Here is a 22,435-nt window from a genome sequence, read left to right as displayed (position 1 = left end):
TTCCCCATGCTTGACAATGTTATAGGGATTTTCGTCCCGTGCATTTCCCATGTGATAAACCAAGGGGGCTGTCGAGGTTCCTGTCCGTTTGCCGGCGATATACACCCGTCTGCCCGTATAGTATAGACAATATTATATATTAAGAAGATATTAGTAAATATAGGCAGAGAAGGGAGTAAAGAGGTTCCCATGAAGGTATTCAAGAGCCTTAAGGCAAAGGTTGCGCTGCTCGGCGTGTGCGTGGCCTTGGCATGTGGCTTCAGTGGGGCGGCATACGCTTCGTCCCATAATTTCGGCTACACGCTGCCCGGCTTCCAAGAAAATGTTACCGTCCAAGCGGGTACTCGTACCAGTGGATCTGCTTCTGCTAGCGTGAGCGTCAGCAGCGGCGGTACGCGAAAGTGCTGGTTATGGTGTGATGCTCCCAGCGTTGGAACGCGATTGACCGACTCCGTTTTGGTGACGGGTAACAATCAATATACCTTGTCATATTACAACCGCAATTCTGGTAATGTTTATTTGCGTGGTTGCACGGATGGTTGGCAAGATCCCAATTACATCAGTGGTTACGTGAGCTTCTAAGTTCTGTTAACCGATTTGACGAACCGTTTCCTTCTCTGCTTGATCTTCGCGGTCTCCCCCTTCCGTATCATGAGATAGGGGAGACCGCGGCTTTGCGGGAGGTGCAAAATGCCCATGCCGGCTCTGCTTAAGGTGCTATTCCTCCGTATGTTCAGACGGGCTGAATGCAGGATTGCAATTACGGTAACCCTGCTGTGCTGTCTTATCGCTTTTGGCGAAACGTGCTTCAAGTTCTATGGCGCAGACGTGGGTGAATTGCCCTCGGCAGCCTATGCATGGGCGTGGAACATGGACGCAATGCAGGTGAACGCCTCACGTGTGTACCTGTTCTTTGTAATGCCCGTCGCCGCAGCGCTGGTCTTTGCGGATGCCGCCCGACAGGACTTGCGGTCTGGTGCTGCCTGTCTGTTGGCTTCGCGAACATCTGTGACAACCTGCGTACTCGCCTATGGGATAACGAGCTTTATCGGAGCGTTTTTGCTGACGTTTGTGGCACTGGTACTCCTACAGGTGCTTGCGCTCGTTGCCTTTCCTGTGGAGGGGACGTTTGAGGGCTATTTGGGGATGCCTATGTACCTCGATCTCCGAACGCCGGGAGGGCTGTTCGCTGGGATTTGGAATAGTTCGCCCTATGCATACAACATGATTTTTACCTGTGGCGCTGCGTTTTGGGCGGGGGCATCGGCGCTACTGTCGTGCTCGCTGGGAATGTTCATGCGCCGGAATAAGTTGGCGCTGATCGTGCCTGCCGCCATCTCATTGGCGGCGTTCGTGGTGCTTCCGTTAGTGGTTCCGCGCCTTGGCAATCTTCTGCACTTTTATGTGATGTATCCCAAGCTGAACGATCAGGTAATCAGCGTTTTTCGTTTTATTGCGACACCCTGCCTTTGTTTGATTCCGTCGGTGTGCCTCATGGCCGTGGCGTGTAAGCGTGGGAGGGATGTGTTGCTATGATTTCATGGCTGTACGTTCATGTCAAAAGAAATAGAAGTACATGTGGCACCTTGGCGGCAGCTCTCGTATGTCGTCTTTTGCAGATGACGGTGCTTGGCAGGCCTTCCCATGCTGCAGATTCGCTTTTCGATTCGTATCTCTCGATGAACGCTGTCGATTTTGCCACGTTTCTGTTTATTCCGCTGTTTTGCGTCGGCCAGATGCGCTCGCTCAAGTTGTATTCTTCGCCCCAATGCGCTTTGGCTTTGGGGAGCCGCTCGCGTGTGGCGCTGCGCATATGCACAGATTGCGTGCTGACCGGTCTGCTCATGAGCGTTTTGCTACAGGTGACTTCCCTCATTGTTCTGTTTTGGCGGTTCGGGACGATTCCCATGTGGGAGGCGCTGCGTCCCGTCGACTTGGTTCTCCAAGGCGTTGTGTTGGCCAATGCCGGCATGGTGAGCTTTCTTGCTATGTTGGCATTCCATTCCTCGGCGTTCTCTTGCCTGACGGGCATTTTGTATGGGATGTGGGATTTCATGGCCATGAATGTTGTGGGCGGAGGGCTCCCGCCGATTGGATGGAGCTTGGCAATTGTCCCGGACGGCGCCGGTTGGGCGGCGATCGTTGTCCAAGCTGGAGTGCTTGTGTCGTTATCGCTGGTTTTGGGCGTCTTGCTTTGGCTGGCTGCGGGTAAGGTTGACTATCTTGACTGCGGCAGGGGCTTAAGCAAGGCCTAACGTTTCGTTTGAGCCGAAAGCGTAATGGAGGTTGCTATGGATACTGGTGTGGAAGGGCGCAAGGCGAGCCGCGTCGGGGTCCGTGTTTCCGCAGTGTCGAAGACCATCAAGGGCAACCGTGTGCTCGATGGTGTGAGCGCGTCGTTCCCCCTCGCGCGCGTGAGTGGAATTCGCGGGCACAACGGGTCGGGCAAGACGATGCTTTTGCGGGCGATTGCAGGACTGATTTCCATCGATGAGGGATCGATCGAGGTGTTTGGCGAGAAGCTGGATGCGCGAGGCGATTTTCCGGTGGGGATTGGATTCATGGTCGAACCCCTTGAGCTTTGGGACGAGTTCACAGGGCTTGAGATGCTCACGCTGCTTTCGTCGTTGCGTGGCAGGCCGAGAGAGAATCATCTCAGGTCCGCTCTCACTCGCATGGGGCTCGACCCCGATGATCTGCGACGAATTAAGAGCTTTAGCTTGGGCATGAAGCAACGATTGAACCTTGCTCAGGCGCTCATGGATGCTCCCCGCTTGTTGTTGCTGGATGAGCCCACCAACGCTCTGGACGAGGATGGGCAAGAGGCGATTCGACAAGTTCTGATTGAGGAACGCGACCGAGGGACTACGATTATCGTGGTGTCTCACGATCGTGAGGAGCTCGATCGCATTGCCGATGTCCAGTTCATCATGGGCGATGGACGGATACGGGAGGTGTAGAGCAATGAGACCGAGGTCTGTGTCCCGATGGGTGTTTGCGTGGGGGCTTATGCTGGTCGCGGCACTTGTGATTGGGGTCGTTACGCGCATAAGCTACGGCGACGTGTCCGCCCATCCCGAGACGATGGATGGGCTGCCGTATGAAGTGGCGCCCTATTCACAGGAACGGTTTGAGCAATACGCGAAAGGGATGGGCGATGCTAGCACGGCGCAAGCGTTAAGCAATGCTGAGCTTGTCGCTCGTGTTCAGAAAAAGGCTTCTTCTATCTATCGTTACAAGGCATTTGCCTCGGAAATGCGAGTTATGGAGGTGTTGCGCGGAGACGATTGCCTTCAAGGAGTATCAATTGATGTGTATGAGCCCGTTTCCCTGAGAGATTGGGGTGGAACGAGGTGTCTGGTTGCAGTCGACGCATACCAGTTCGGCTCTACTCCAATGCGCGAAGACGAGGAGTACGTGCTGTTCCTCAACCGCGCTCCTCATAATCGTGTGGTGGGCGATGCATGGACGCTTGTAGTGTCGCCATTCGCCAAGATTGCTGCCGACGGCAATCCTACTTGTATGGTCCATGAGGGGGTCGGGGAAAGCATGGAATTGCGCGAACTAAAGGATGCTGACATGGTTGCAGAGAGTGACAGGGACATGGAGGCATATCTTGTTGGTTGCGAAGATGTTCTTAGGAGTCTGGACGTCGAGCGGTAGGATTCGGGGGCTTTCGCCTTGGTGGGTACGGGAAATCTTACGTGATGGCAAGCGAACCTTGCCAGCAGGTTCGATGGTTTTGCGTTGTCCGTGTTTTATGGGGAGCCGGAATGCGCCTCCAGCGTACATGATGTTTCAGTTGTAGCAAACCACTCAGTGCAGCCCGTGGGCTTTTCTTCGACGCGTCTCTTACGCGTGGGCCGTTTGAATGGAGGGGCAATCATGTTTAATTGGCGGCTTTGGGCATGCAAGCGCAAAGGAGTGTGACTGAAAGGAGAGCACGATGCTCACGTATGGGTCTTTGGGCTTCGGTATTCTTGCGGTGGTGGCCCCTCTGGTCCTGTATCGTGCGAGGCGTGCCGAGGTACCCATCTTTTTGAGTATGGCGTCGCTGGCGTGTGTGGCGGCGGTCATGGGAACGAGTGCGCTCGGGGGCGACGATTCGATGTTTTATGACACGGCCCCGGCGTTCATGTACTGCTCCATCACGTTGCTCGTGCTGGTGCTTGCCATCAACGCATGGCTGTTGTGGCGTGCGTTTCGAAAGCATGCTTGATGTCCGCTTGGCGTTGGCCCAGTAGGTTGCCCTGACGAGAGGAGACTTCGATGACGGGTATCGGTACGGCCGAGCTTTCGGTTTCGCTGGTAGTGATTTTGCTGCAGTGGATCATCCCGATCGCACTGGTATGTGTCGCTGCGTATTTCGGCGCGCGCAAAGGCGCCGAGCGTGCGTTGTGCGACAAGCGCGATAACGGCAAGCCGGGTGCCTGATCGCTCGCCCGTGTGGCTGGAGCCGGATTTCGGGCGTCGCTGCGAGATGGTTCGCGGCGGCACCCGATGCCGTTATGGGTCCGCCTTAGTGCCGGTTTGCGCCTTGGCGCCCTTGGGCGGCGCGGTTGCGGGCGTGGGCGTTGGCTGCCTTGTTGGACGCGCCCCCGAACTTGGGCGCGCTGAAGGGCTTTTCCTTGGCGGCGAGCTTGCCGCCTCCAGTGGGCATCTTGCCGGCTTTGCCCGACTTGTTGCCACCTGTCTTGCCGCGCGTCTTCCCGCCGCTCGCACCCGGCTTGGGCGGCACGGGGCGGATGAGGCACTTGGGCCCGTAGCCGATCAGGTCCTCGCGGTCGGCCTTACGCAAGGCTTCCTTCACCAGCTTGTAGTTCTCCGGCTTGCGGTACTGGATGAGCGCGCGCTGCATGGCCTTCTCGTGCGGGTCGCGCGCCACGTAGACGGGCTTCATGGTCCGCGGGTCCACGCCCGTATAGAACATGCACGTGCTCATGGTGGAGGGCGTGGGATAGAAGTCCTGCACCTGTTCGGGCATGTAGCCCATGTCGCGCACGGCCTCCGCCAGCTCCACGGCCTCCTTCATGGTAGAGCCCGGGTGGCTCGAGATGAGGTAGGGCACCACGTACTGCTTGAGGCCGTATGACGCGGAGAGCCTCTCGAATCGCTCGACGAAGGCGTCGTAGACCTCGCGGCGCGGCTTGCCCATCACGCTGAGCACCGCGTCGCTCACGTGCTCGGGCGCCAGGCGCAGCTGGCCGCTCACGTGGTGCTGCAGCAACTCAACTAGGAACTTGTTGGAGGCGTCGGCCATGGTGTAGTCGAAGCGGATGCCGCTGCGCACAAAGACCTTCTTCACGCCGGGGAGCTGCCGTAAGTCGCGCAAGAGCTCGGCGTAGGCGTCCTCATTCGTGTCCATGTTGCGGCACACGCTTGGCCACAGGCAGCGGCGGTTCTTGCATACGCCGTGCGTGAGCTGCTTTTTGCATGCGGGTTTGAAGAAGTTCGCGGTGGGTCCGCCCACGTCGTTGATGTAGCCCTTGAACTCGGGGTCGCGCGTGAGCGCCTCGGCTTCGCGGATGATGCTCTCGCGGCTGCGGACCTGCAGCATGCGGCCCTGATGGAAGGCCAGCGCGCAAAACGAGCACTCGCCGAAGCAGCCGCGATTACTGCTGATGGAGAAACGGATTTCGTCGAAGGCGGGGATGCCACCGGCCGCGTCGTAGTCGGGGTGCCAGTGGCGGGCGTACGGGAGCTCCGACACCTCGTCCATCTCGGCCGTGGTGAGCGGAGCCGCCGGCGGGTTTTGCACCACGTAAACGCCGTTCGGGTAGGGCTCCACCAAGCGCTTTGCGGTGATGGGGTCCATGTTCTGCTGCTGGATGTTGAAGGAGCGCGCGTAGGTAAGGCGGTCTGCCGTTAGGTCGTCCCAGCTGGGGAGCAGCTCGTAGTCGCATACGTTGTCGAGCGCATCTGGCCCGCTCACACGATACGCCGAGCCGTTCACGAAGGTGATCTGATCCACGGGCAGCCCGCCGTCGAGTGCGTCGGCCACCTCGACGATCGAGTGCTCGCCCATGCCGTAGAGCAGGATGTCGGCGCCGGAGTCGAGCAGCACGGAGCGCTTGAGCTTGTCCTGCCAGTAGTCGTAGTGCGCCAGGCGGCGCAGGCTCGCCTCGATGCCGCCGATGATGATGGGCTTGTCCTTGAACGTGCGGCGGATGAGGTTGCCGTAGACCGTGACGGCGCGGTTGGGCCGTGCGCCCGCGACGCCGCCGGGGGTGTAGGCGTCCTCGTGTCGCGGTTTCTTGTTCACGGTGTAGTGGTTGACCATCGAGTCCATGTTGCCGGCCGAGACGAGGAAGCCTAGGCGCGGCTCGCCGAGGGCGGCGATGCTCGCGGGATCGGTCCAATCGGGCTGGCAGATGATACCCACGCGGTACCCGTGCGCCTCGAGGACGCGGGTGATGATGGCCATGCCGAAGCTCGGGTGATCGACGTACGCGTCGCCGCAGACGTAGACGAAATCGCACCGGTCCCAGCCGCGGGCATCCATGTCTGCGCGCGAGATGGGCAGGAACGCCTCGCGCGGCGGGCGCCCCTTGGTGCCCGGACATCGGGCAGGGGTGCGGGAGCTGTCGGCTGCGCTCCTGCCCCGCTTCTTGTTCGATGTGCGAATGGGATTCTTGGCGGGATGCTTGGGCATGATGCTCGCTTCCATCGGTGTCGGTATCGTCCTAGCATACGCCAAGACCGGGCGCGCTCTGTTTTCGGGGAAGGCTATCGTTGGGAAACGCACAGCCGATCGAGGGACGCGGGCAGTTCGAGCAGGGAGGGCAACACCTCGGCGCAAAGCGCGCAGATTTCGTCTGTGGGTTCGTTGTAGTCGGGGACCATGACTACGCGCATGCCCGCTGCGGCTCCGGAACGCACGCCGTTGAAGGAGTCCTCGACGGCGATGCAGAGCGCGGGATCGATGCTCAGACACCCGGCGGCGGCGAAGTAGACGTCGGGTGCGGGCTTGTGGTGCTCGATGTCCTCGTCGAAGACCGCAGCGTCGAACAAGTCCATGAGGCCGAAGCGCCTCATGCTGGCGACGGCGCGCTCGCGCACGCTGGAGGTGGCGAGTGCCACGGCAAGCCCCCGCTCGCACGCTGCCGTCACGGCTTCGGCGGCGCCGGGTTTGAGCGAGAGCTCATCCTCCCAGGTTGCATCGAAGATCTCATGGCGGCGGGTGAAGAGGCGCTCGGTGAACGCGTGATCGCCGAATTCATCGTCGATCATCCTCATGGCGTTGGGGATGCTGCAGCCCACGAAGGCATGCAAGATGTCCTCGGGGATCGTGATGTCAAAATCCCGCGCCGCGCGCCGCCACGATGCCTGGCTCACGCGCTCGGTGTCGATGAGTGTGCCGTCCATGTCGAAAATGACTGCCTGCATGGGTTCCTTTCGAAGAGATGCCTGAGGCAGTATGGTATCAGCTCGTGGCACGGGCCGCGATTTGCAGCAAAACGGTGCGGTCACGAGGAAGGGGTGCGGGGGAAGTTGAGGTTTTTCGTACTCATATTCGGAAAAGCCAAGTACATCTCAAAAAGACGCAATGCTGAGCAGGCATTTTGTCCTTCAAAAAAAGCGATGTACTTCACGGAATGAGAAAACGATACGAAAAACCTCAACTTCCCTGTGGAACACGCCGCTCCGGAGCGCTTCCATAAGAGATGCCGTCTACAGCAACTCGCCGTGCGCGCGGACGTATAGGACCTTGGCGATGCTCGTGAGCAGCAGGTATCCTGCCATCATCGCCGCGAGTACGCCAAAGAACACGCCCGGTAGCGGAACCAGGTCGAGTGCCGAGTTCACGCCCGGGACGTAGGGCATTGCCGTGACGAGGCCCACGCCCAGCATGGTGAGGAGGGTGAGCGAGGCGGCGGGCCTGCTCTGCACAAACGGCAGCCGCTCGGTGCGCAGCAGGTGGATCACGAGGGTCTGGGTCCACATGGACTCGACGAACCAGCCGGTCTGGAACACGAGGGCGAACAGCGCGCGTTGGGCGGGGTCGGTGAGGGCGGCCCAGGGCGCGCCCACCACGAGCGGGCACACGACCCAGAACATCGCCGCGAAGGTCAGGATGTCGAAGATCGAACTCACGGGGCCGAGTCCGAGCATGAAGCTCACGATGCCGCGCGCGTCCCAGGTGCGCGGGCGCGACAGGAACGACTCGTCGACGTGATCCCAGGGCAGCGCGGCGCAGCTCACCGTGTACGCCATGCCGAGCAGGAGCAGCTGCAGCGCGCTCATGGGCAAAAACGGCAGGAACGCGGCCGCCGCCAGCACGGAGAGGACGTTGCCGAAGTTCGAGCTCGCGGTGGTCTTGATGTACTTGATGGTGTTGCCGTACGTGCGGCGCCCATCGACGATGCCATGGGCGAGCACGGTGAGGTCCTTCTTGAGCAAGATGATGTCGGCGCTCTCCTTGGCGACGTCGACGGCGGTGTCCACGGAGATGCCGCAGTCGCTCGCGCGCATGGCGGCGGCGTCGTTGATGCCGTCGCCCATGAAGCCGACGGTCTTTCCGCCGCGCTCGCGCAGCACGTTCACGATGCGCGCCTTCTGCAACGGCGAGAGCTTGGCGAACAACCCCGTGTGCTCGGCGCGCTCGGCGAGCTCCTCGTCGCTGAGCATGTCGATCTCGGCGCCGGTAAGCATGTTCCGGGCGTTGATGCCCACCTGCTCGCACACGGTTGCCGCCACGGCGGCGTTGTCCCCGGTGAGGACCTTGACGGTCACCCCCAGGCCGGAGAGCTCATCGACCGCCGCCTTGGCACTGGACTTGGGCGGGTCGAGGAACGCGAGGTAGCCGATGAGCGTCATGTCGCGCTCGTCGTCGGCGGTGAGGTCGCGGGCGGGCACGTCGTTTCTCTGTGCCACGCCCACCACGCGCATGCCGCGCTCGTTCAGGCCACGCACGCGGTCGAGGATCCGCTCCGCCTGCTCGGGCGTGAGCGGGAGGACGTCGGCGCCCACTTCGACCTCGCTGCAGACGTCGAGCATCTCCTCGACGGCACCCTTGGTGATGAGCTGGCGCTTGCCCGCTTCGTCGGCGACCACCACGCTCATACGACGGCGGTCGAAGTCGAAGGGGATCTCGTCCACAAGGCGCCACTGCACGCGCGCGGCGGCGATGGAGCCGGCTTCGGGCGAGGTGCGTTGCCGGGCCCTGCCCGGGGCGCTCGCATCGGTTCCGTTGAGGGCTCCCGTCGCGGTGTTCCCGGCCCGTGCGTCCATGCTCCGACCGCCCGCCGCCAGCGCCTCGGCGCGCTCGATGATGGCCTCGTCCATGAGGTTGCGCAGGCCCGTCTGGAACAGGCTGTTGAGGTAGGCGTGGCGCAGCACGCGGTCGCTGGGCGCGCCGAGCACGTCGAGATGGCGCTCGAGCACGATCTTGTCGCGCGTGAGGGTGCCGGTCTTGTCGCAGCACAGCACGTCCATCGCGCCGAGGTTCTGGATGGAGGAGATCTCCTTGACCACGACGTCCTTCGCGCGCATGGCCTCGGCGCCGCGCGCCAGGCACGTCGTCACGATGACGGGCAGCATCTGCGGGGTGATCCCCACGGCCACGGAGATGGAGAACAGCAGCGCGTCGAGCCAGTCACCTTTGGTGAGGCCGCAAAGCACGAAGACGATGGGGCACATGACGAGCATGAAGCCCACGAGAACGCGGGAGACCGAGGCCACGCCGGCATCGAAGCTCGTGGTGGTGGGCCGCGCGTCGAGGGCGCTCGCGATGCCGCCGAGGTAGGTGCGGGCACCGGTGGTCACCACCACGCCCGTGCCCGAGCCGCTCTGCACGGTCGTTCCGGCGAAGGCGAAGTTCGTGCAGTCGTCGATGACGAGCGCGCGGCCCGCCGGCTCGGCTATGGCCGCCGGCGTCTTCTCGACGGGGTCGGACTCTCCGGTGAGCGCCGCCTGGGTGAGGAAGAGGTCCTTGGCGGTGATGATCCTCAGGTCGGCGGGGATGATATCGCCCGCGGCGAGCTCGATGAGGTCACCCGGGACGACATCTGCCAGCGGGATCTCGGCAGCTCCGGTGTCCTCGCGCACGCAGCGGCAGGTGATGGAGACGAGGCCCTTGAGGGCGTCGGCCGCCGCCGCACCGCGCGTGTCCTGCCAAAACGAAATGCCACCGGAGATGAGCACCATCACTCCGATGATGATGGCGGTGGAGGGGTCCTCGTCACCGGGGGCGGCGAGGTAGACGTTGGTGTAGAGCGAGATCGCCGCCAAGGCGAGCAAGATGAGGGTGAACGGCGTGAGGAACGCGCGGGAGAGGCGCGCGGCGAGTGGGTCGTGGTGCTCGGGCGCGATGATGTTGGCGCCGTGCACGGAGCGGATGCGATGGGCCTGCTGCTCGGTGAGCCCGCGCGGGCCGCAACCGAGCAGGTCCATGACCTCCGCGGCGTCGAGCATCCCGATGTGCGCGATCTCGGGGTCGAGGCCCTCGGTGCGGCGCGCGGCGGCTGCCGAACTCACGCTGTGGCGGACATGCGCACTCACACTGCCGATGATGCGGTGGATGCCGCGGCGCATATGGGTCTTTGTGGGGCGGGCGATCCCGGAGACCGCGAGGGGGTTACGGCCGAGGTTCGCCTGCTCGTTTTGTACGGTGTGCTTCATCCAGGTCATGAGGCACCTCCTTGACGTCGTGCTCAGCGCTGCTGAGCCGGTTGTCCAATTACCGGGGAGGTGCGCCCATGCAGAAACGGCGATGCGACGTTTGCGAGACGTTGCGTTGGAATTCAGGATGGGAAATGCGCCGAAAGGATGCTCTCGAAGCACAAACGAGCCGATTGTGGCAGTTTCAGGCAGCGAGAGTTAACTCTCGCGGAGCTCGTTGCTCGTCAGTTGTCTTCGATGTCCGCGACACGCTCGGTGCCGTCATGGCGCAATCGGGGTTTCGCCGTCTGCGGGGCGCAGCTACTGGCAGGGTGGTCCATGACGCACCTCCTTCAATGTCACGGCCGTGGCCTTCTTTGAGAATCGGACGCTAGTGTAGACCGGCCTACATGGTTGTCAAGCGCGATTCTACTCTAATCCATAAATTAGGTAGGTTTGTAAAGGAAGGGTAAAGCTGCGGAGCTGATAACCTCAATTTGGGGCAGGCATGCAATCGAGGCCGAGGAATCAAGACCCTGAACCGAGGATAAGCTGATGGCTATCGGTTAAATCTTCGCGGTGCTATCGCGCGCTGTGCGCATGGCATATGCTGTACAGGTGCCGGACATCATGACGTGGCCGGCGCGAGAAGAGGGGAGAGGTTCGTGCAGCGCGCGAAACAGGTTTCCGAGTCCATCGAGCTCGGCATCATCTTGGCTTTGGTCGGCGGTTTCATGGATGTGTACTCGTACATGGGGCGCGATGGCGTGTTCGCCAACGCGCAGACGGGCAACATCCTGCTCGTGGGCGTGCATCTCTCGGAAGGCGATTTCGCCGTTGCCATGCGCTATCTACTCCCGGTGCTGTGCTTCTCCGTCGGCATCATGCTGAGCGACCTCGTGCATGAGCGCTTCGCGAGTGTCATGCATTGGCGGCAGCTCACCGTGCTCGTCGAGGCGGTCATCCTGCTCGGCGTCGGCCTGCTCTCGTCTGAGTACAACATACTGGCCAACGGCCTCACGTCGCTCGCCTGCGGCATGCAGGTCGAGAGCTTCCGCAAGATCCACGGGCGTGGCATCGCCACCACCATGTGCATCGGCAACCTGCGCAGTGCCCTGCAGAACGTCGACGACTACATCATCACGCACCAGCGCGGTTTCCTCATGAACGGAGTCCTGTACTTTGGTGTCATCGCCGTGTTCGTGTGCGGCGCCGTGCTGGGCAATTGGTGTCTCGAGCGTTTCGGCCTGTCCGCCATCGGCATCTGCTCACTGCTGCTGCTCGCGGCGTTCTTCTTGATGTTCACCGACCGCGAGGCGGCGGCGGAGTAGGCCCCGGCGTGCCTTGGCCCGCCGCAAATGGCCCGCGTACAATCTACTGCACATGGGTAGAATAGTATCACTACAGTGATATAGCTAGGAGGCCCCATGGAGTTGTGGCACGGATCACCGGAAATCGTGCGGACGCCCCTGCGGGAGCTGTGCCGGCCCTACAACGATTATGGGCCAGGGTTTTACTGCACGCCCCATGCTGAACTGGCGCGCGAATGGGCGTGCCCTCAGCGCGGGAAAGACGGTATCGCCAATCGCTATGAGCTCGATCTAGGCGGGCTGGGCATTCTCGACCTAGAGGCGGAAGGGTGCTCCGTGCTGACCTGGCTCGCGGTGCTGGTGAGTAATCGCCCCGTGCAGGTTTCGAGTCCGATCGCGCGTGACGGCATGGAATGCCTTCGCCGTGTGTTCGGCATCGACCTCGAGCCGTACGACGTTGTTCGCGGTTACCGGGCGGATGACTCGTATTTCTCGTTTGTCCGGGCGTTTTTGAACAACACGCTGTCGGTTGCGCAGGTCGGTCGTGCCATGCGGCTTGGGGGACTGGGGAGTCAGGTGATGGTGCGCAGCGAGCTCGCCTTCGGACGGCTTTGCTTCCGGGGATATGAGACGGTCCCCGCATGTGAGTATTATCCGCTCCGCATGCGCAGGGACGCGTCGGCGAGAAGAGCGTTTCAAGACGAGCGCACGGCGGCGGATCTGGACGGTCTGTACATTCGCGACATTCTGCGCGAGGAGGTGGGCCCTGATGATCCGCGCATACGATGAGGTGTACCTGTCTGACGCGATGAACACGTTGGGCGAGTTTTTCGACTACGCGGTGAACGACCACGGTGCCGAGGGGGACGAGATCGCCGACCTGTTCTGCATGAGCGAACTGGCACGGTCGTTTGGCCGAGGCGAGCCATGGGCCGTCGCCGGCTTGTGCGGATGCGAGCTGTTCGTACGCCTGAGCAGGGAGTTCGGATATTCCGTTGAGGGATTGGTCGCTCCTTGCGCGCGCATGGGGAAGACGCGGGAGTACTGGCTCGGCTGGATCGCGGCGTATGTGCAGTGGAGGCTGGACGTGCCCTTCGACAGGCTGTTTTCTGCCGTGCCATACGACGAGCTGCTGGCCATGTACGATCCGTGGCACGAGGCGTCCGAAGAACGGGTGGCGAAGCTTGTTGCAGAGAGAATCGAGCAGGCGAGAGGGGAGACGCGTCTCGCCGCGATGCGCAAGCGCCTGGGGCTGAGCCAGCGCGAGTTGGCGCATCGGTCGGGGGTGTCCTTGCGTTCCATCCAAATGTACGAGCAACGAAACAAGGACATCAACCGCGCCCAGGCATGTTCGGTGGCGGCGCTATCCCGCGTCCTACATTGCACCATGGAGGATCTACTTGAGGTCGAGCTGGGGGAGTCGGCGATATAGGCGTCCAACGGTTGGCGGCAATTCCAGTTCTATTGCATGTCCACCGCTCTCCCCGTCACGAACGGCCGGAGATCTGGGATGTCGAATTATTTGCAACGAATAGACCCCTGAATCGAATATAGAAGTAGATGGGGAGGTGATGAGATGGAGCTGGGAAGCGTTTTTGGTTTGGACGAGTCGCTCGGGGCAAACGCGGCGGCGCGGCGCGATGCGAGGCTGGTACGGGCGATTGTGCGCACGGGTTCGCGCGCCAAGGCGGACACGCTGGTGCGCGCGTATTACGACGAGATGCTGCGGTTCGCACTGAGGCAGATCACATCCGCGGAGGACGCGCGCGACGTGACGCAGGAGATTTTCGTGGCGGCGCTGCGTGGACTGCCGGGGTTCGACCCGCGTCGCGCCTCGTTTCGCACGTGGCTCTATCGTATCGCCTCGAACAAGGTGATCGACTGGTTGCGATCAAGCCGCTCGACGTCCGCAACGGTGTCGCTGGACGAACTCGATCGCGAGGTTTCCGATGGGTGCGACGAGATGGGGGAACTGTCGGAGCTCGCTGCGAATTCCGCGCGAGCCGCCCGCATCGGCGAGCTCCTCTGCACCTATCCGGATGACGTGCAGCGCATCGTGCGGTTGCGCGTATATGCGGAGCGTCCATTCGGCGAGATCGCGGAGGTCGCAACGGCATGGTGCTGCATTGCGTACCGCCATCAAATGCGTTGTGATCTCAAGACGAGGTGAGCGTCGGGGAGGCAGATGGGCTACTTGATCGCACGCACCACGGTGCCGCCGCCCAAGACGACGTCGCCGGTATAGACCACGACGGCTTGGCCGGGGGCGATGCCGCGTTCTGGTTCGTCGAAGACGAGCTCGAACGTGGCATCGTCGCCGCTCGTCGCCCGGCATAGGCGCGCAGGCTGGGCGGGGTGGCGGTAGCGGATCTTGGCGCGAACGGGGAGACCCTCGGCCCCCGCCTCATCCAGCAGTTCTTCCATGACGTGAGCAGGTGCGCTCCAAATCCAGTCGTCCGCGATGAGCCCGTGCGCCATGAGGTCCTCAACCTCGCCCAGGGTGACGGTATTCGCCACGGCGTCGATGCCCGTCACGTAGACGGGGTGCGCGCATGCCACGCCCAGGCCCTTGCGCTGGCCCACGGTGTAGCGGATGGCGCCCTGGTGGCGCCCCAGCACCTCGCCGTCCGTGTTCACGATGTCGCCCTCAGGCAAAGACACGCCGTTGCGTTGCTCGATGTAAGTCGCGAAGTCGTTCTTGGGCACGAAGCAGATGCCCTGGCTGTCGCGTTTCCCGGCGTTCTCGAAGCCCTGCTCGCGAGCGATGCGGCGCACGTCGCGCTCCTTGAAGAGACCGCCGAGCGGCAGCAGCGTATGTGCAAGGCGCTCCTGCGTGAGCGAGTACAGGACATAGCTCTGGTCCTTCGAGGGATCGAGCGCACAGGAAAGCGCGCGCACGACCTCCGGCCCGTCGTGTCGATTGACGATGGCGGTGAGCAGGTCCGCCTCGGTTGGGGGGATGTCGGCGTACGGGGCATGGTCGAGCGCGCCGATCTGCGCGTAATGCCCCGTGGCGATGTAATCGCAGCCCCGCTCGCGGGCATGCGCCAGGAGGGCGCCGAACTTCATATGCCGATTGCAGTCGATGCAGGGGTTGGGCGTCCGTCCCGCCTCGTAGGTGTGCACGAACTTCTCCACCACGCGCCGTTCGAAGGTCGCGCGCATGTCGATGACCTCGTGGGCGAAACCCAGGCGGTGGGCGATGGCGGCGGCGTCATCGGCGTCCGAGCCGCTTCCGCACGCCCCCGGCGCGGCGTCGCCGTGCAGCAGCATGGTCGCGCCGAGGCAATCGTAGCCCTGCTCCTTGAGCAGGAAGGCGGTGACGCTCGAGTCGACGCCGCCGCTCATGGCGACGAGTACGCGCTTACGGGTCATGGGGCTCCTTGGTGTTCGGATGGTCGGTATGAGTACGGGCGCGGCTGCCTACTCGGTGAAGAGCGCCGTGGAGAGGTAGCGCTCGCCCGTGTCGGGCAGGAGGGCGACAATGGTCTTTCCCGCATTTTCGGGACGCTTCGCGAGCTCGAAGGCTGCCCATACGGCGGCGCCGGAGGAGATGCCCACCAGTACGCCCGCTTTGCGCGCGAGCGCACGGCCCGTTGCGAGGGCGTTCTCGTTCTCTACGGGAATGATCTCATCATAGACCGCGGTGTCGAGCACCTTTGGCACGAAGCCCGCGCCGATGCCCTGGATGGCGTGCGGGCCCGCCGCGCCGCCCGAGAGGACCGGCGAGCTCGCGGGCTCGACCGCGACGACGTGGACGTTGGGGTTGCGGGACTTGAGGTAGCGACCCACGCCGGTGATGGTACCGCCGGTGCCCACGCCTGCGACGAAGATGTCGACCGCCCCATCGGTGTCCTCCCAGATCTCGGGGCCGGTCGTGGCCTCATGGGCGGCGGGGTTGGACGGGTTGGTGAACTGGCCGGCGATCCAGCTCTTCGGCGTGGCTGCCGCCAGCTCTTCGGCGCGTGCGATAGCGCCCTTCATGCCCGCGGAGCCCGGGGTGAGGACGAGCTCGGCACCGTAGGCGGCCAAGAGGGCGCGGCGCTCGGCACTCATTGTCTCGGGCATGGCGATGATCAGGCGGTAGCCACGCGCGGCGGCCAGCGCGGCGAGGCCCACGCCGGTATTGCCGCTCGTGGGCTCGATGATGGTGTAGCCGTCGTGCGGTGCGATGAGGCCCGCCGCCTCGGCCTCGTTCAGCATGTTGAGCGCTACGCGGTCCTTGACGGAGCCGGCGGGATTCTGGCGCTCGAGCTTGACGAGGACGCGCGCGTTGACGTTGGCCTCGCGCTCGAGTTGTGTCAGCTCCAGCAAGGGGGTATGTCCGATCAGCTGGTCGATGGATGCGTAGACGGCACTCATGGCGATCTCCTAACGTGAGGCCCCGCCCTCTGAGGGGGTGAGGTGCTTGCCTGTATGATACACGCGGACCATGGTACGCACCCCTTCAATTACATACCAATTATATAGGGAATAGGTAATCAATCTGAAACATGACGTTCATTTCCGCAGGAGTCGGCTGAAAAAACCATCGTTGCCTATAAAGGAAGGGGGGTTGTCTGTTATCCTTCGACATACCGGACCACTGCGAAGGGAGCACGGACATCATGTTGGTCTCCACAAAGGGACGCTATGCCCTGCGCGTCATCGTCGATCTTGCAGAGCACGCTTCGGAGGGCCGTATTCCGCTCAGGCAGATTGCCGACCGTCAGGGAATCTCGGAGAAGTACCTCGAGAACATCTTGTCGACGTTGGTACGTCACGGTATTTTGTCGGGGCTGCGCGGCAAAGGCGGCGGTTACTGTCTCACGCGTGAGCCCGATCAGTTCACGGTGGGGGAGGTCCTGCGTCTGACCGAGGGCTCGCTTTCTCCCGTGTCGTGTCTGAGCGAAGAGCACAACACCTGCGAGCGCGCGGCTACCTGCCGCACGATTCATGTGTGGAGGGAACTCGATCATCTCATCGAGGACTATCTGGAGGGCGTGACCATAGCCGATCTGATGTGCGCTCATCCGGAGGCGGAAGAATAGCCGGCCGCTTGCCTTAATCCTCGGTCACCACGCCGAGAATCGTGCACATGATGCTCACGATGATGCTGCCTATGAGCGCAGATCCGAATCCGGCAATGGAGATACCCGAACCGAGCAGATTCACTGAGAGCCAGCTTGCGAGTTCGAGCATGAAGCTGTTTACCACCAGCTGGAAGAGCCCCACGGTAAGACACGTGAGCGGCAACGAGATGACGGTGATGAGAGGCTTGACCAACGAGTTGACCAAGCCGAGAAACAGCCCGACGAACGCGAAGCTGAGCCAGGGATCCGCCGCTCCGAACGGAGCGATGCCGGGGACGAGGAACGTGGCGATGGCGATGGCGATGGACGTCAGGAGCCAGTTGAGGAAAAAGCGCATGAGAGGCCTCTCGGTCTGCGTGCGACTCGGATACGCGATGACGGATCCGAGGACGTGGCGCGCACGCTAAGATAATGGTACGCGGCCGTGGCATCGCCATGGCCGTTCTCGGATATTCTACCCAAAGCCCCGTCATTCCGACGGACGTGCGAGGAACGCCATGCAGCAGTACACCTATGCGCAGATCGAGACGGCGGAGCCCTATCCCGGCGAGGACGGCTCGCGCGTCATCTCATTTTTCGTCTTCAACACCGATGTGCACTTCCACGTGTATTGCGGGGACGGTCGCGAGAGGTCGGAAGACGAAGGTGCCGGGCGTACCGTCGAGGCACTCGATGACGCCTTGCGGGCATGCCGGGATCGGTGCCTCTTCTTTGAGCGCCATCTATCGCGGACTCGATCGGATTCGGATATCTCCCGCGCCCATGCCGCCTCCCCCCATCCGATCGATGTCGCGCCCGAGACGGCCGAGCTTGTGCGCCTGGCTTGCGGGTACTGCGCGCGAAGCCGGGGCTGCTTTGACATCACCATGGGGACGGTGACGCGCCTGTGGGATTTTCACGAGGGAGTTGTTCCGAGCGCCCTGGAGCTTGCCCGTGCGTTGCCACATGTGGACATCGACGCGATACGCGTGAGCGCGCCCGACGAGGCGCCCTGGCTTGCCATCGAGGACCCCGCATGCTCTCTCGACGTAGGCGGGGTCGCCAAGGGCTACATTGCCGACGATCTTGCTCAGCTGCTCGTGGCCCACGGCGTCGAGCGCTTTGCGATCAACTTGGGCGGTAACGTGGTCGTGCGCGGCGGACGTCCTGCCGATGAGGCGTCGCGCCCTCCCGTGCATGCCGGTGACCCTTGGAAGATCGGCATCGTGAATCCGCGCGACCCCGCCCACTATCGCGCAATCGTGGACGTGGCGAATGGGTCGGTCGTGACGAGCGGCCTGCACGAGCGCCGCTTTTCGAAAGGCGGACGGACGTATCACCACATACTGAGTCCCGTTGACGGCATGCCCGCGCACACGGACGTCACGAGCGCGACGATCATCGCCGACCGTTCGCTTGACTGCGATGGCTATTCGACGACGGTGCTCATGCTCGGCATGGATGATGGGCTCGCCTTTGCCGAGAGCATCGATGGCGTCGAGGCGGTGCTCATAAGTGATGCGGATGAGGTGCGCTGGACATCCGGAATTGCCGAGCGTCTCTCACTCGTCCCCACGCTCCCAAGCTGGTGACGCGTGCCGCTCGCGGATGACATCGGTGCTTTAGCACGCTAGTGTGCTAAACTTCGCCTTGGCAGTAGGGTTACTGCCAAGTACATTGATGATGCCTGGTGGTGACCATGAATATAGAAAAGATGTTCGAGCGACCCGATGTCGATCAGCTCGTCGAGGCGTTCCGTCTCGTCGAGGGCCCCGATGAGATTCGCGCATTCCTCACCGACCTGTGCACGCCGCGCGAGATCTGCGACTTCGCGCAGCGCCTGCAGGTCGCCCGTTATCTCGACGAGGGGGAGCCCTATGTTGAGGTGCAGGCGCGCACGGGAGCCTCGTCGACCACGGTGAGCCGCGTTTCCAAGGCGCTCAACGGCGAGTACGGCGGCTATCGCGGTATCCTCGTCAAGCTCGGCGATAATTAGCGCGTGCCGACAACTGCCAAAGCCCGCCCCTCGCAGTCACGAGATTGCGGGGGGCGGTTTCTTTTGCGCGGCGGACGGGGACCAACCGCCGCATCGATCGCATGGGGTTTGCCCGCGCCACGCGAACGTGTCCGCGCGGGCGTGTAGGATGGAATGACGAGACTTCTATCGAGGATGGGGACATGGGGCTGAAGGTCTACACGACGCAATCCGCATCGACGCTCACGGGCGCCGAGGTATCGTTGCTTGCAGGAGCGGCGCGCGAGCACGGCCGCGCCACGCTGCTGGTGCCCACGTTCGCCGAGCGGGACCTGTGCCGCCGCGCCCTGGCCGACGCGCATGTCGGCACGGGCGTCGACGTGGCGACGCCCACGACGTGGATCGAGGGGATGTGGGAGCTGTTCGGCGACGGTCGCCGCATCGTGGCTCCGCTCGAGCGCCGCATGCTCGTCGCCGCGCTCATGGCCGGCCGCAGCGCCGCCTTTATCGCGCCCCTGCTGGGCAATCCGGGCACGGTGCGGCTCGTTTGCCAGATTGCCGAGGCGCTGCTGCCCGAGATCTCCGCCCCCGCGGCGTCGGGAAAGGAACTGCCCGAGGCCGGCAATGACGCCGAGCGCGTCGTGTTCTCATTGGTGCGCGATTACGCTGGCATGCTCGAGGCGCGCGGGCTCGTCGAGGCGTCGGAGGCCGCCCGCCTCTTGGCGCGGCTCGTCGACTCCGAGGCGCCCGCGTGCGCGCGTTTCGTCGCCGTGCGCGACGTCTCCCGCCTGCCCGGACATGTGATGCGCCTGTTGATGGCCGTCGCCGGCGTGGGCGAGGCAGCTGTGCTGCTCAACCCCGACCAGCGATCCCTCGCCGCGGGACTGCCCACCCCCGTCGAGGTGGTCGGGCTCGATGCGCTCGCATCTGCCCCGCGCTTCCAGGGCGACCCCGAGTTCCTCGAGGTCGCGGGCCCGCATGCTCGCGGAGCCGCCTACGCGCGCGCCATCAGCGGGCTCGTGGCGGACGGCCGTGATGTGGTGGTTGCCTCCGCTCGACCGTCAGACGTGTTCGATGAGGTCTCGCCCCGTTTGGCGGCTCGTGGGATCTGCTCGGAGTGCGCTCTCGTGGCACGGTTCGGTGACACCGAGGTCGGCCGTCGCTTCACCTCCCTGTCCGACGTGGTCGCCCGCATGAAGGAGGCGGGGGAGGACCCCGAACGCGCCGCGACGTGGTGGCCCGCGCCGGAACTCACCGATTGGCTCTATTCGCCGCTCTCCGGCATGGACTCCAATTCCGCGCGGAAGTTCGATAAGAAGATCCGCTCCAATCGCTCCCTGACGCCCGAGGTGGTTCTGCGCGCCCTGCAGAGCTACCAGAGCCAGACCGCGACCATGCGCCAGCGCTCCGAGCATTCCGGGCCCTATGCCCAGGTCCCCGCCGTCTGCGCGAGTGTCGTCTCGTATCTGTGGCAGGAGCGCCCCGTTTCGGCGCTCAAGGCCATGTGCGCCGTCGCTGCGGCGCTTCCCCCGAGCGCCTTCGGTTGGAGGGATGGGTCGGTCCGCGCCGGCCTCGAGGCCACCATGGCCGCCAAGGCCATCGAGGCCCTGGCGGATACCGCCCGTGAGATGGACGTCCCCCAGTCCGTGGCCGTGACGGTGTTGGACGGCCTAACCGTATCCGCCCGTCGTCGCGCCGAGTCGAGCGGCTTTGCGCATGCGGGCCCCGATGGGGGCGCGACGGCGCCCTGCGTGCGATTCATGACGCTCGCCGATGCCGCCCTGCTGCCCGCGGGCTCCGTGGACGCCGTCTTCATCGCCGATGTCGACGTCGACAATTTCTCGCTCGCGCACGAGGAAGGGGCCCTCGAGGCCCTTTCCGCCAAGCTCGGCGTCGCTCCCGTCGAGCTCGAGCCGGCTGCCCGCCTGCGCGACCTGTTCGACCGGGCGTTGGCCGCGGCGCGCTTTCGCGCAATCCTCGCCCGCGTCACGCATGACCGCCAGGCGAAGGACCGTTACCCCGCCGCGATGTGGACGGAGCTGGCGGCTGCCGTTCGCGCGTCGGGGCGTGTCGCGGATGTCGTCTCGGCGGGCGAGGGCGATATCGTGGGGGATCTCGACATCGCCGCCGGCGCCGGCCTGGCTTGCGAGCGGGTGGCGTGCCTGCCCCCGCAGGAGCTGGGGAAGGACGCCCTCCGTCATCTGGTGCTGTACCAACGCGACCCCGCCGACCCGTCCCGTCTCGTGCCGCGCCAGCTGTCCGCCTCGCAGATCGAGAGCTATGCGACCTGTCCGCTGTGCTGGTTCATCTCATCGCGCGTCCGCCCCCAGTCGCTTGATGCGGGGTTCGGCAATATGGAGAAGGGCAATTTCGTTCACGACGTCATGCATCGCCTGCACGCCGAGCTCATCGAGGAAGGGATCCCGCGCGTCACGCTCGAGAATCTCGCGGGGTGCCTGGAGAGGCTGCGGAGCGTGTTCGATCGCGTCCGAGCCGAGCATGCGCGCAACAAGACCTCGAGCTCCGGCGCGCTCGTCGCGCACTCGGCCCTCGAGCGCGCGCAGGTGGATGAGATCCTTCCGCAGCTCGAGGCGGTGGTCCGGTACGAGGCCGAGGCGCTCGCGCCCTTTGCGCCGGAATACCTCGAGTACTCTTTCAACGGCCTCGGGGTCGAGTACGCCGGGCGCCCGCTCGGCGGGCGCATCGACCGCGTGGACGTCGATGCCGAGGGACGCGCGATGGTCATCGACTACAAGCACCGCGCCGACGTCAACGCCTTCAAGCTCTCCGACCCCACGGTGGCGAAGCGCGACGGCACCGTCCCGGCGGATGACCCCGACTGGCTGCCCGAGCATACGCAGGCGCTCATCTACGCGCAGGCGTTGCGTCACTCCGAGCTCGCCCTCGACGCCCGCGGAGCCCTCTATTTCTCGACCAAGGGCGGCGCCCCCGCCATGCGTGGCGCCGTTTCCGAGGAATTCGCCGAGGTCGAGCGTGGCGACGGCCGCGTGCCCGGCCTGCGGACGGGCTTCCCCGACACCGAACGCGGCGGTTCCATGAGCTTTGACGAGCTGCTCGACCGCGTCGAGCGGACCATCGCGCGCAAGCTCGACTCCCTCGAGGCGGGAGACGTGGCGGCGGCGGAGAAGCCAGGCGCGCGGTGCGCGTTCAATCACGACCTTGGATTCGAGCGGAGGGACGCTTAAACGATGGATCTTTCCACCCTCATGCCGCAGCAACGCGACATCGTGACCACCCTCGACCGCCCGCTGTTCGTTTCGGCGGGCGCGGGCTCGGGCAAGACCTTCACCCTCACGCGCAGGATCTTGTGGGCGCTCTCGCCCGAGTCCGGCCCCTTCATCCGGAGCCTCGACCAGGTGCTCGCCATCACGTTCACCAAGGATGCGGCGGCCGAGATCCGCGAGCGCGTCCGTGGCGCCCTTATCGAGGAGGGGATGGCCGACGTCGCCCTGCAGGTCGACGACGCCTGGATCTCGACC

At 63.6% G+C, this 22,435-nt stretch carries 22 protein-coding genes; 16 read left to right on the top strand and 6 right to left on the bottom strand.

From position 1 onward, the window contains the following. The first annotated feature begins 189 nt into the window (after nt 1-189). The 7 genes from ACT8II_RS07055 to ACT8II_RS07025 all read left to right on the top strand — a co-directional run bounded on the left by ACT8II_RS07055 (nt 190) and on the right by ACT8II_RS07025 (nt 4,434). Nucleotides 190-582 (top strand): hypothetical protein, encoded by a 393-nt coding sequence (locus ACT8II_RS07055; protein WP_147352850.1) that lies wholly within the window; start codon nt 190-192, stop codon nt 580-582. Nucleotides 583-729: 147 nt separating this feature from the next. Further along, nucleotides 730-1,536, top strand: coding sequence for a hypothetical protein (locus ACT8II_RS07050; RefSeq protein ID WP_443813493.1), 807 nt, complete (start codon nt 730-732; stop codon nt 1,534-1,536). Then, a complete protein-coding gene (locus tag ACT8II_RS07045; RefSeq protein ID WP_443813491.1) occupies nt 1,533-2,255 on the top strand; it encodes a hypothetical protein in 723 nt (240 codons plus the stop codon). The genes ACT8II_RS07050 and ACT8II_RS07045 overlap by 4 nt, the downstream gene beginning before the upstream one ends. 36 nt (nt 2,256-2,291) lie before the next feature. Next, on the top strand, nt 2,292-2,960 hold the full coding sequence (locus ACT8II_RS07040) for an ATP-binding cassette domain-containing protein (protein WP_158574838.1): 669 nt from the start codon (nt 2,292-2,294) through the stop codon (nt 2,958-2,960). 49 nt (nt 2,961-3,009) lie between these two features. Next, entirely contained in the window at nt 3,010-3,663 is a 654-nt protein-coding gene (locus tag ACT8II_RS07035) for a hypothetical protein (protein ID WP_118653960.1), read from the top strand. 283 nt (nt 3,664-3,946) lie between these two features. Then, a complete protein-coding gene (locus ACT8II_RS07030; RefSeq protein WP_294159741.1) occupies nt 3,947-4,219 on the top strand; it encodes a hypothetical protein in 273 nt (90 codons plus the stop codon). Nucleotides 4,220-4,269: 50 nt separating this feature from the next. Beyond that, nucleotides 4,270-4,434: a hypothetical protein gene (locus tag ACT8II_RS07025; RefSeq protein WP_294159743.1), complete on the top strand. Its 165-nt coding sequence runs from the start codon at nt 4,270-4,272 to the stop codon at nt 4,432-4,434. A gap of 85 nt (nt 4,435-4,519) precedes the next feature. Here the strand turns inward: ACT8II_RS07025 and ACT8II_RS07020 are convergent, their stop codons facing one another. From ACT8II_RS07020 to ACT8II_RS07010, 3 genes are all read right to left on the bottom strand, one after another. After that, nucleotides 4,520-6,652: a YgiQ family radical SAM protein gene (locus ACT8II_RS07020; RefSeq protein WP_443813488.1), complete on the bottom strand. Its 2,133-nt coding sequence runs from the start codon at nt 6,650-6,652 to the stop codon at nt 4,520-4,522. A 74-nt stretch (nt 6,653-6,726) separates the two neighbouring features. Continuing rightward, on the bottom strand, nt 6,727-7,386 hold the full coding sequence (locus ACT8II_RS07015) for an HAD family hydrolase (RefSeq protein WP_443813486.1): 660 nt from the start codon (nt 7,384-7,386) through the stop codon (nt 6,727-6,729). A 285-nt stretch (nt 7,387-7,671) separates the two neighbouring features. Then, nucleotides 7,672-10,629 carry a magnesium-translocating P-type ATPase gene (locus tag ACT8II_RS07010; RefSeq protein WP_443813485.1) on the bottom strand — a complete coding sequence of 986 codons (2,958 nt, stop codon included), beginning with the start codon at nt 10,627-10,629 and terminating at the stop codon, nt 7,672-7,674. 635 nt (nt 10,630-11,264) lie between these two features. Between ACT8II_RS07010 and ACT8II_RS07005 the strand changes: the two genes are divergently transcribed. The 4 genes from ACT8II_RS07005 (at nt 11,265) to ACT8II_RS06990 (ending at nt 14,079) form a co-directional block, all read left to right on the top strand. Continuing rightward, nucleotides 11,265-11,930, top strand: coding sequence for a YoaK family protein (locus tag ACT8II_RS07005; RefSeq protein ID WP_118653955.1), 666 nt, complete (start codon nt 11,265-11,267; stop codon nt 11,928-11,930). Between the two features lie 96 nt (nt 11,931-12,026). After that, nucleotides 12,027-12,698 (top strand): DUF3990 domain-containing protein, encoded by a 672-nt coding sequence (locus tag ACT8II_RS07000; protein WP_443813483.1) that lies wholly within the window; start codon nt 12,027-12,029, stop codon nt 12,696-12,698. Continuing rightward, on the top strand, nt 12,679-13,341 hold the full coding sequence (locus tag ACT8II_RS06995; protein ID WP_294123564.1) for a helix-turn-helix domain-containing protein: 663 nt from the start codon (nt 12,679-12,681) through the stop codon (nt 13,339-13,341). Before ACT8II_RS07000 ends, ACT8II_RS06995 begins: the two co-directional genes overlap by 20 nt. A 144-nt stretch (nt 13,342-13,485) precedes the next feature. After that, a complete protein-coding gene (locus ACT8II_RS06990; RefSeq protein WP_443813481.1) occupies nt 13,486-14,079 on the top strand; it encodes an RNA polymerase sigma factor in 594 nt (197 codons plus the stop codon). A 20-nt stretch (nt 14,080-14,099) separates the two neighbouring features. Here ACT8II_RS06990 and mnmA read toward each other — a convergent pair whose 3' ends face one another. Together mnmA and cysK are read right to left on the bottom strand one after the other, a co-directional pair. Further along, entirely contained in the window at nt 14,100-15,284 is a 1,185-nt protein-coding gene (gene mnmA, locus ACT8II_RS06985) for a tRNA 2-thiouridine(34) synthase MnmA (protein ID WP_443813479.1), read from the bottom strand. 48 nt (nt 15,285-15,332) lie between these two features. Beyond that, nucleotides 15,333-16,271 (bottom strand): cysteine synthase A, encoded by a 939-nt coding sequence (gene cysK, locus ACT8II_RS06980; protein WP_443813478.1) that lies wholly within the window; start codon nt 16,269-16,271, stop codon nt 15,333-15,335. 245 nt (nt 16,272-16,516) lie between these two features. Between cysK and ACT8II_RS06975 the strand changes: the two genes are divergently transcribed. Further along, nucleotides 16,517-16,939, top strand: coding sequence for an RrF2 family transcriptional regulator (locus ACT8II_RS06975; RefSeq protein ID WP_118653950.1), 423 nt, complete (start codon nt 16,517-16,519; stop codon nt 16,937-16,939). A gap of 13 nt (nt 16,940-16,952) precedes the next feature. Here ACT8II_RS06975 and ACT8II_RS06970 read toward each other — a convergent pair whose 3' ends face one another. Further along, nucleotides 16,953-17,318 carry a phage holin family protein gene (locus ACT8II_RS06970; protein ID WP_118653949.1) on the bottom strand — a complete coding sequence of 122 codons (366 nt, stop codon included), beginning with the start codon at nt 17,316-17,318 and terminating at the stop codon, nt 16,953-16,955. A 160-nt stretch (nt 17,319-17,478) separates the two neighbouring features. Here ACT8II_RS06970 and ACT8II_RS06965 point away from each other — a divergent pair, with 160 nt between their 5' ends. The 4 genes from ACT8II_RS06965 to ACT8II_RS06950 all read left to right on the top strand — a co-directional run. Beyond that, nucleotides 17,479-18,552: an FAD:protein FMN transferase gene (locus ACT8II_RS06965; RefSeq protein ID WP_443813475.1), complete on the top strand. Its 1,074-nt coding sequence runs from the start codon at nt 17,479-17,481 to the stop codon at nt 18,550-18,552. Between the two features lie 107 nt (nt 18,553-18,659). Next, a complete protein-coding gene (locus ACT8II_RS06960) occupies nt 18,660-18,956 on the top strand; it encodes a YerC/YecD family TrpR-related protein (protein ID WP_118653947.1) in 297 nt (98 codons plus the stop codon). 182 nt (nt 18,957-19,138) lie between these two features. Beyond that, complete coding sequence (locus ACT8II_RS06955; RefSeq protein WP_443813473.1) at nt 19,139-22,141, top strand: PD-(D/E)XK nuclease family protein; 3,003 nt, start codon at nt 19,139-19,141, stop codon at nt 22,139-22,141. A 3-nt stretch (nt 22,142-22,144) separates the two neighbouring features. Then, nucleotides 22,145-22,435: UvrD-helicase domain-containing protein (locus tag ACT8II_RS06950; protein WP_443813471.1), on the top strand; the 291-nt coding region annotated here is incomplete at its 3' end.

The sequence above is a fragment of the Collinsella sp. genome (genome assembly GCF_052346665.1).
In the GTDB taxonomy this organism is placed as follows: domain Bacteria; phylum Actinomycetota; class Coriobacteriia; order Coriobacteriales; family Coriobacteriaceae; genus Collinsella.
The sequence above is the reverse complement of the archived record's forward strand: the minus strand, read 5'-3'. Positions and strand labels throughout refer to the sequence as shown.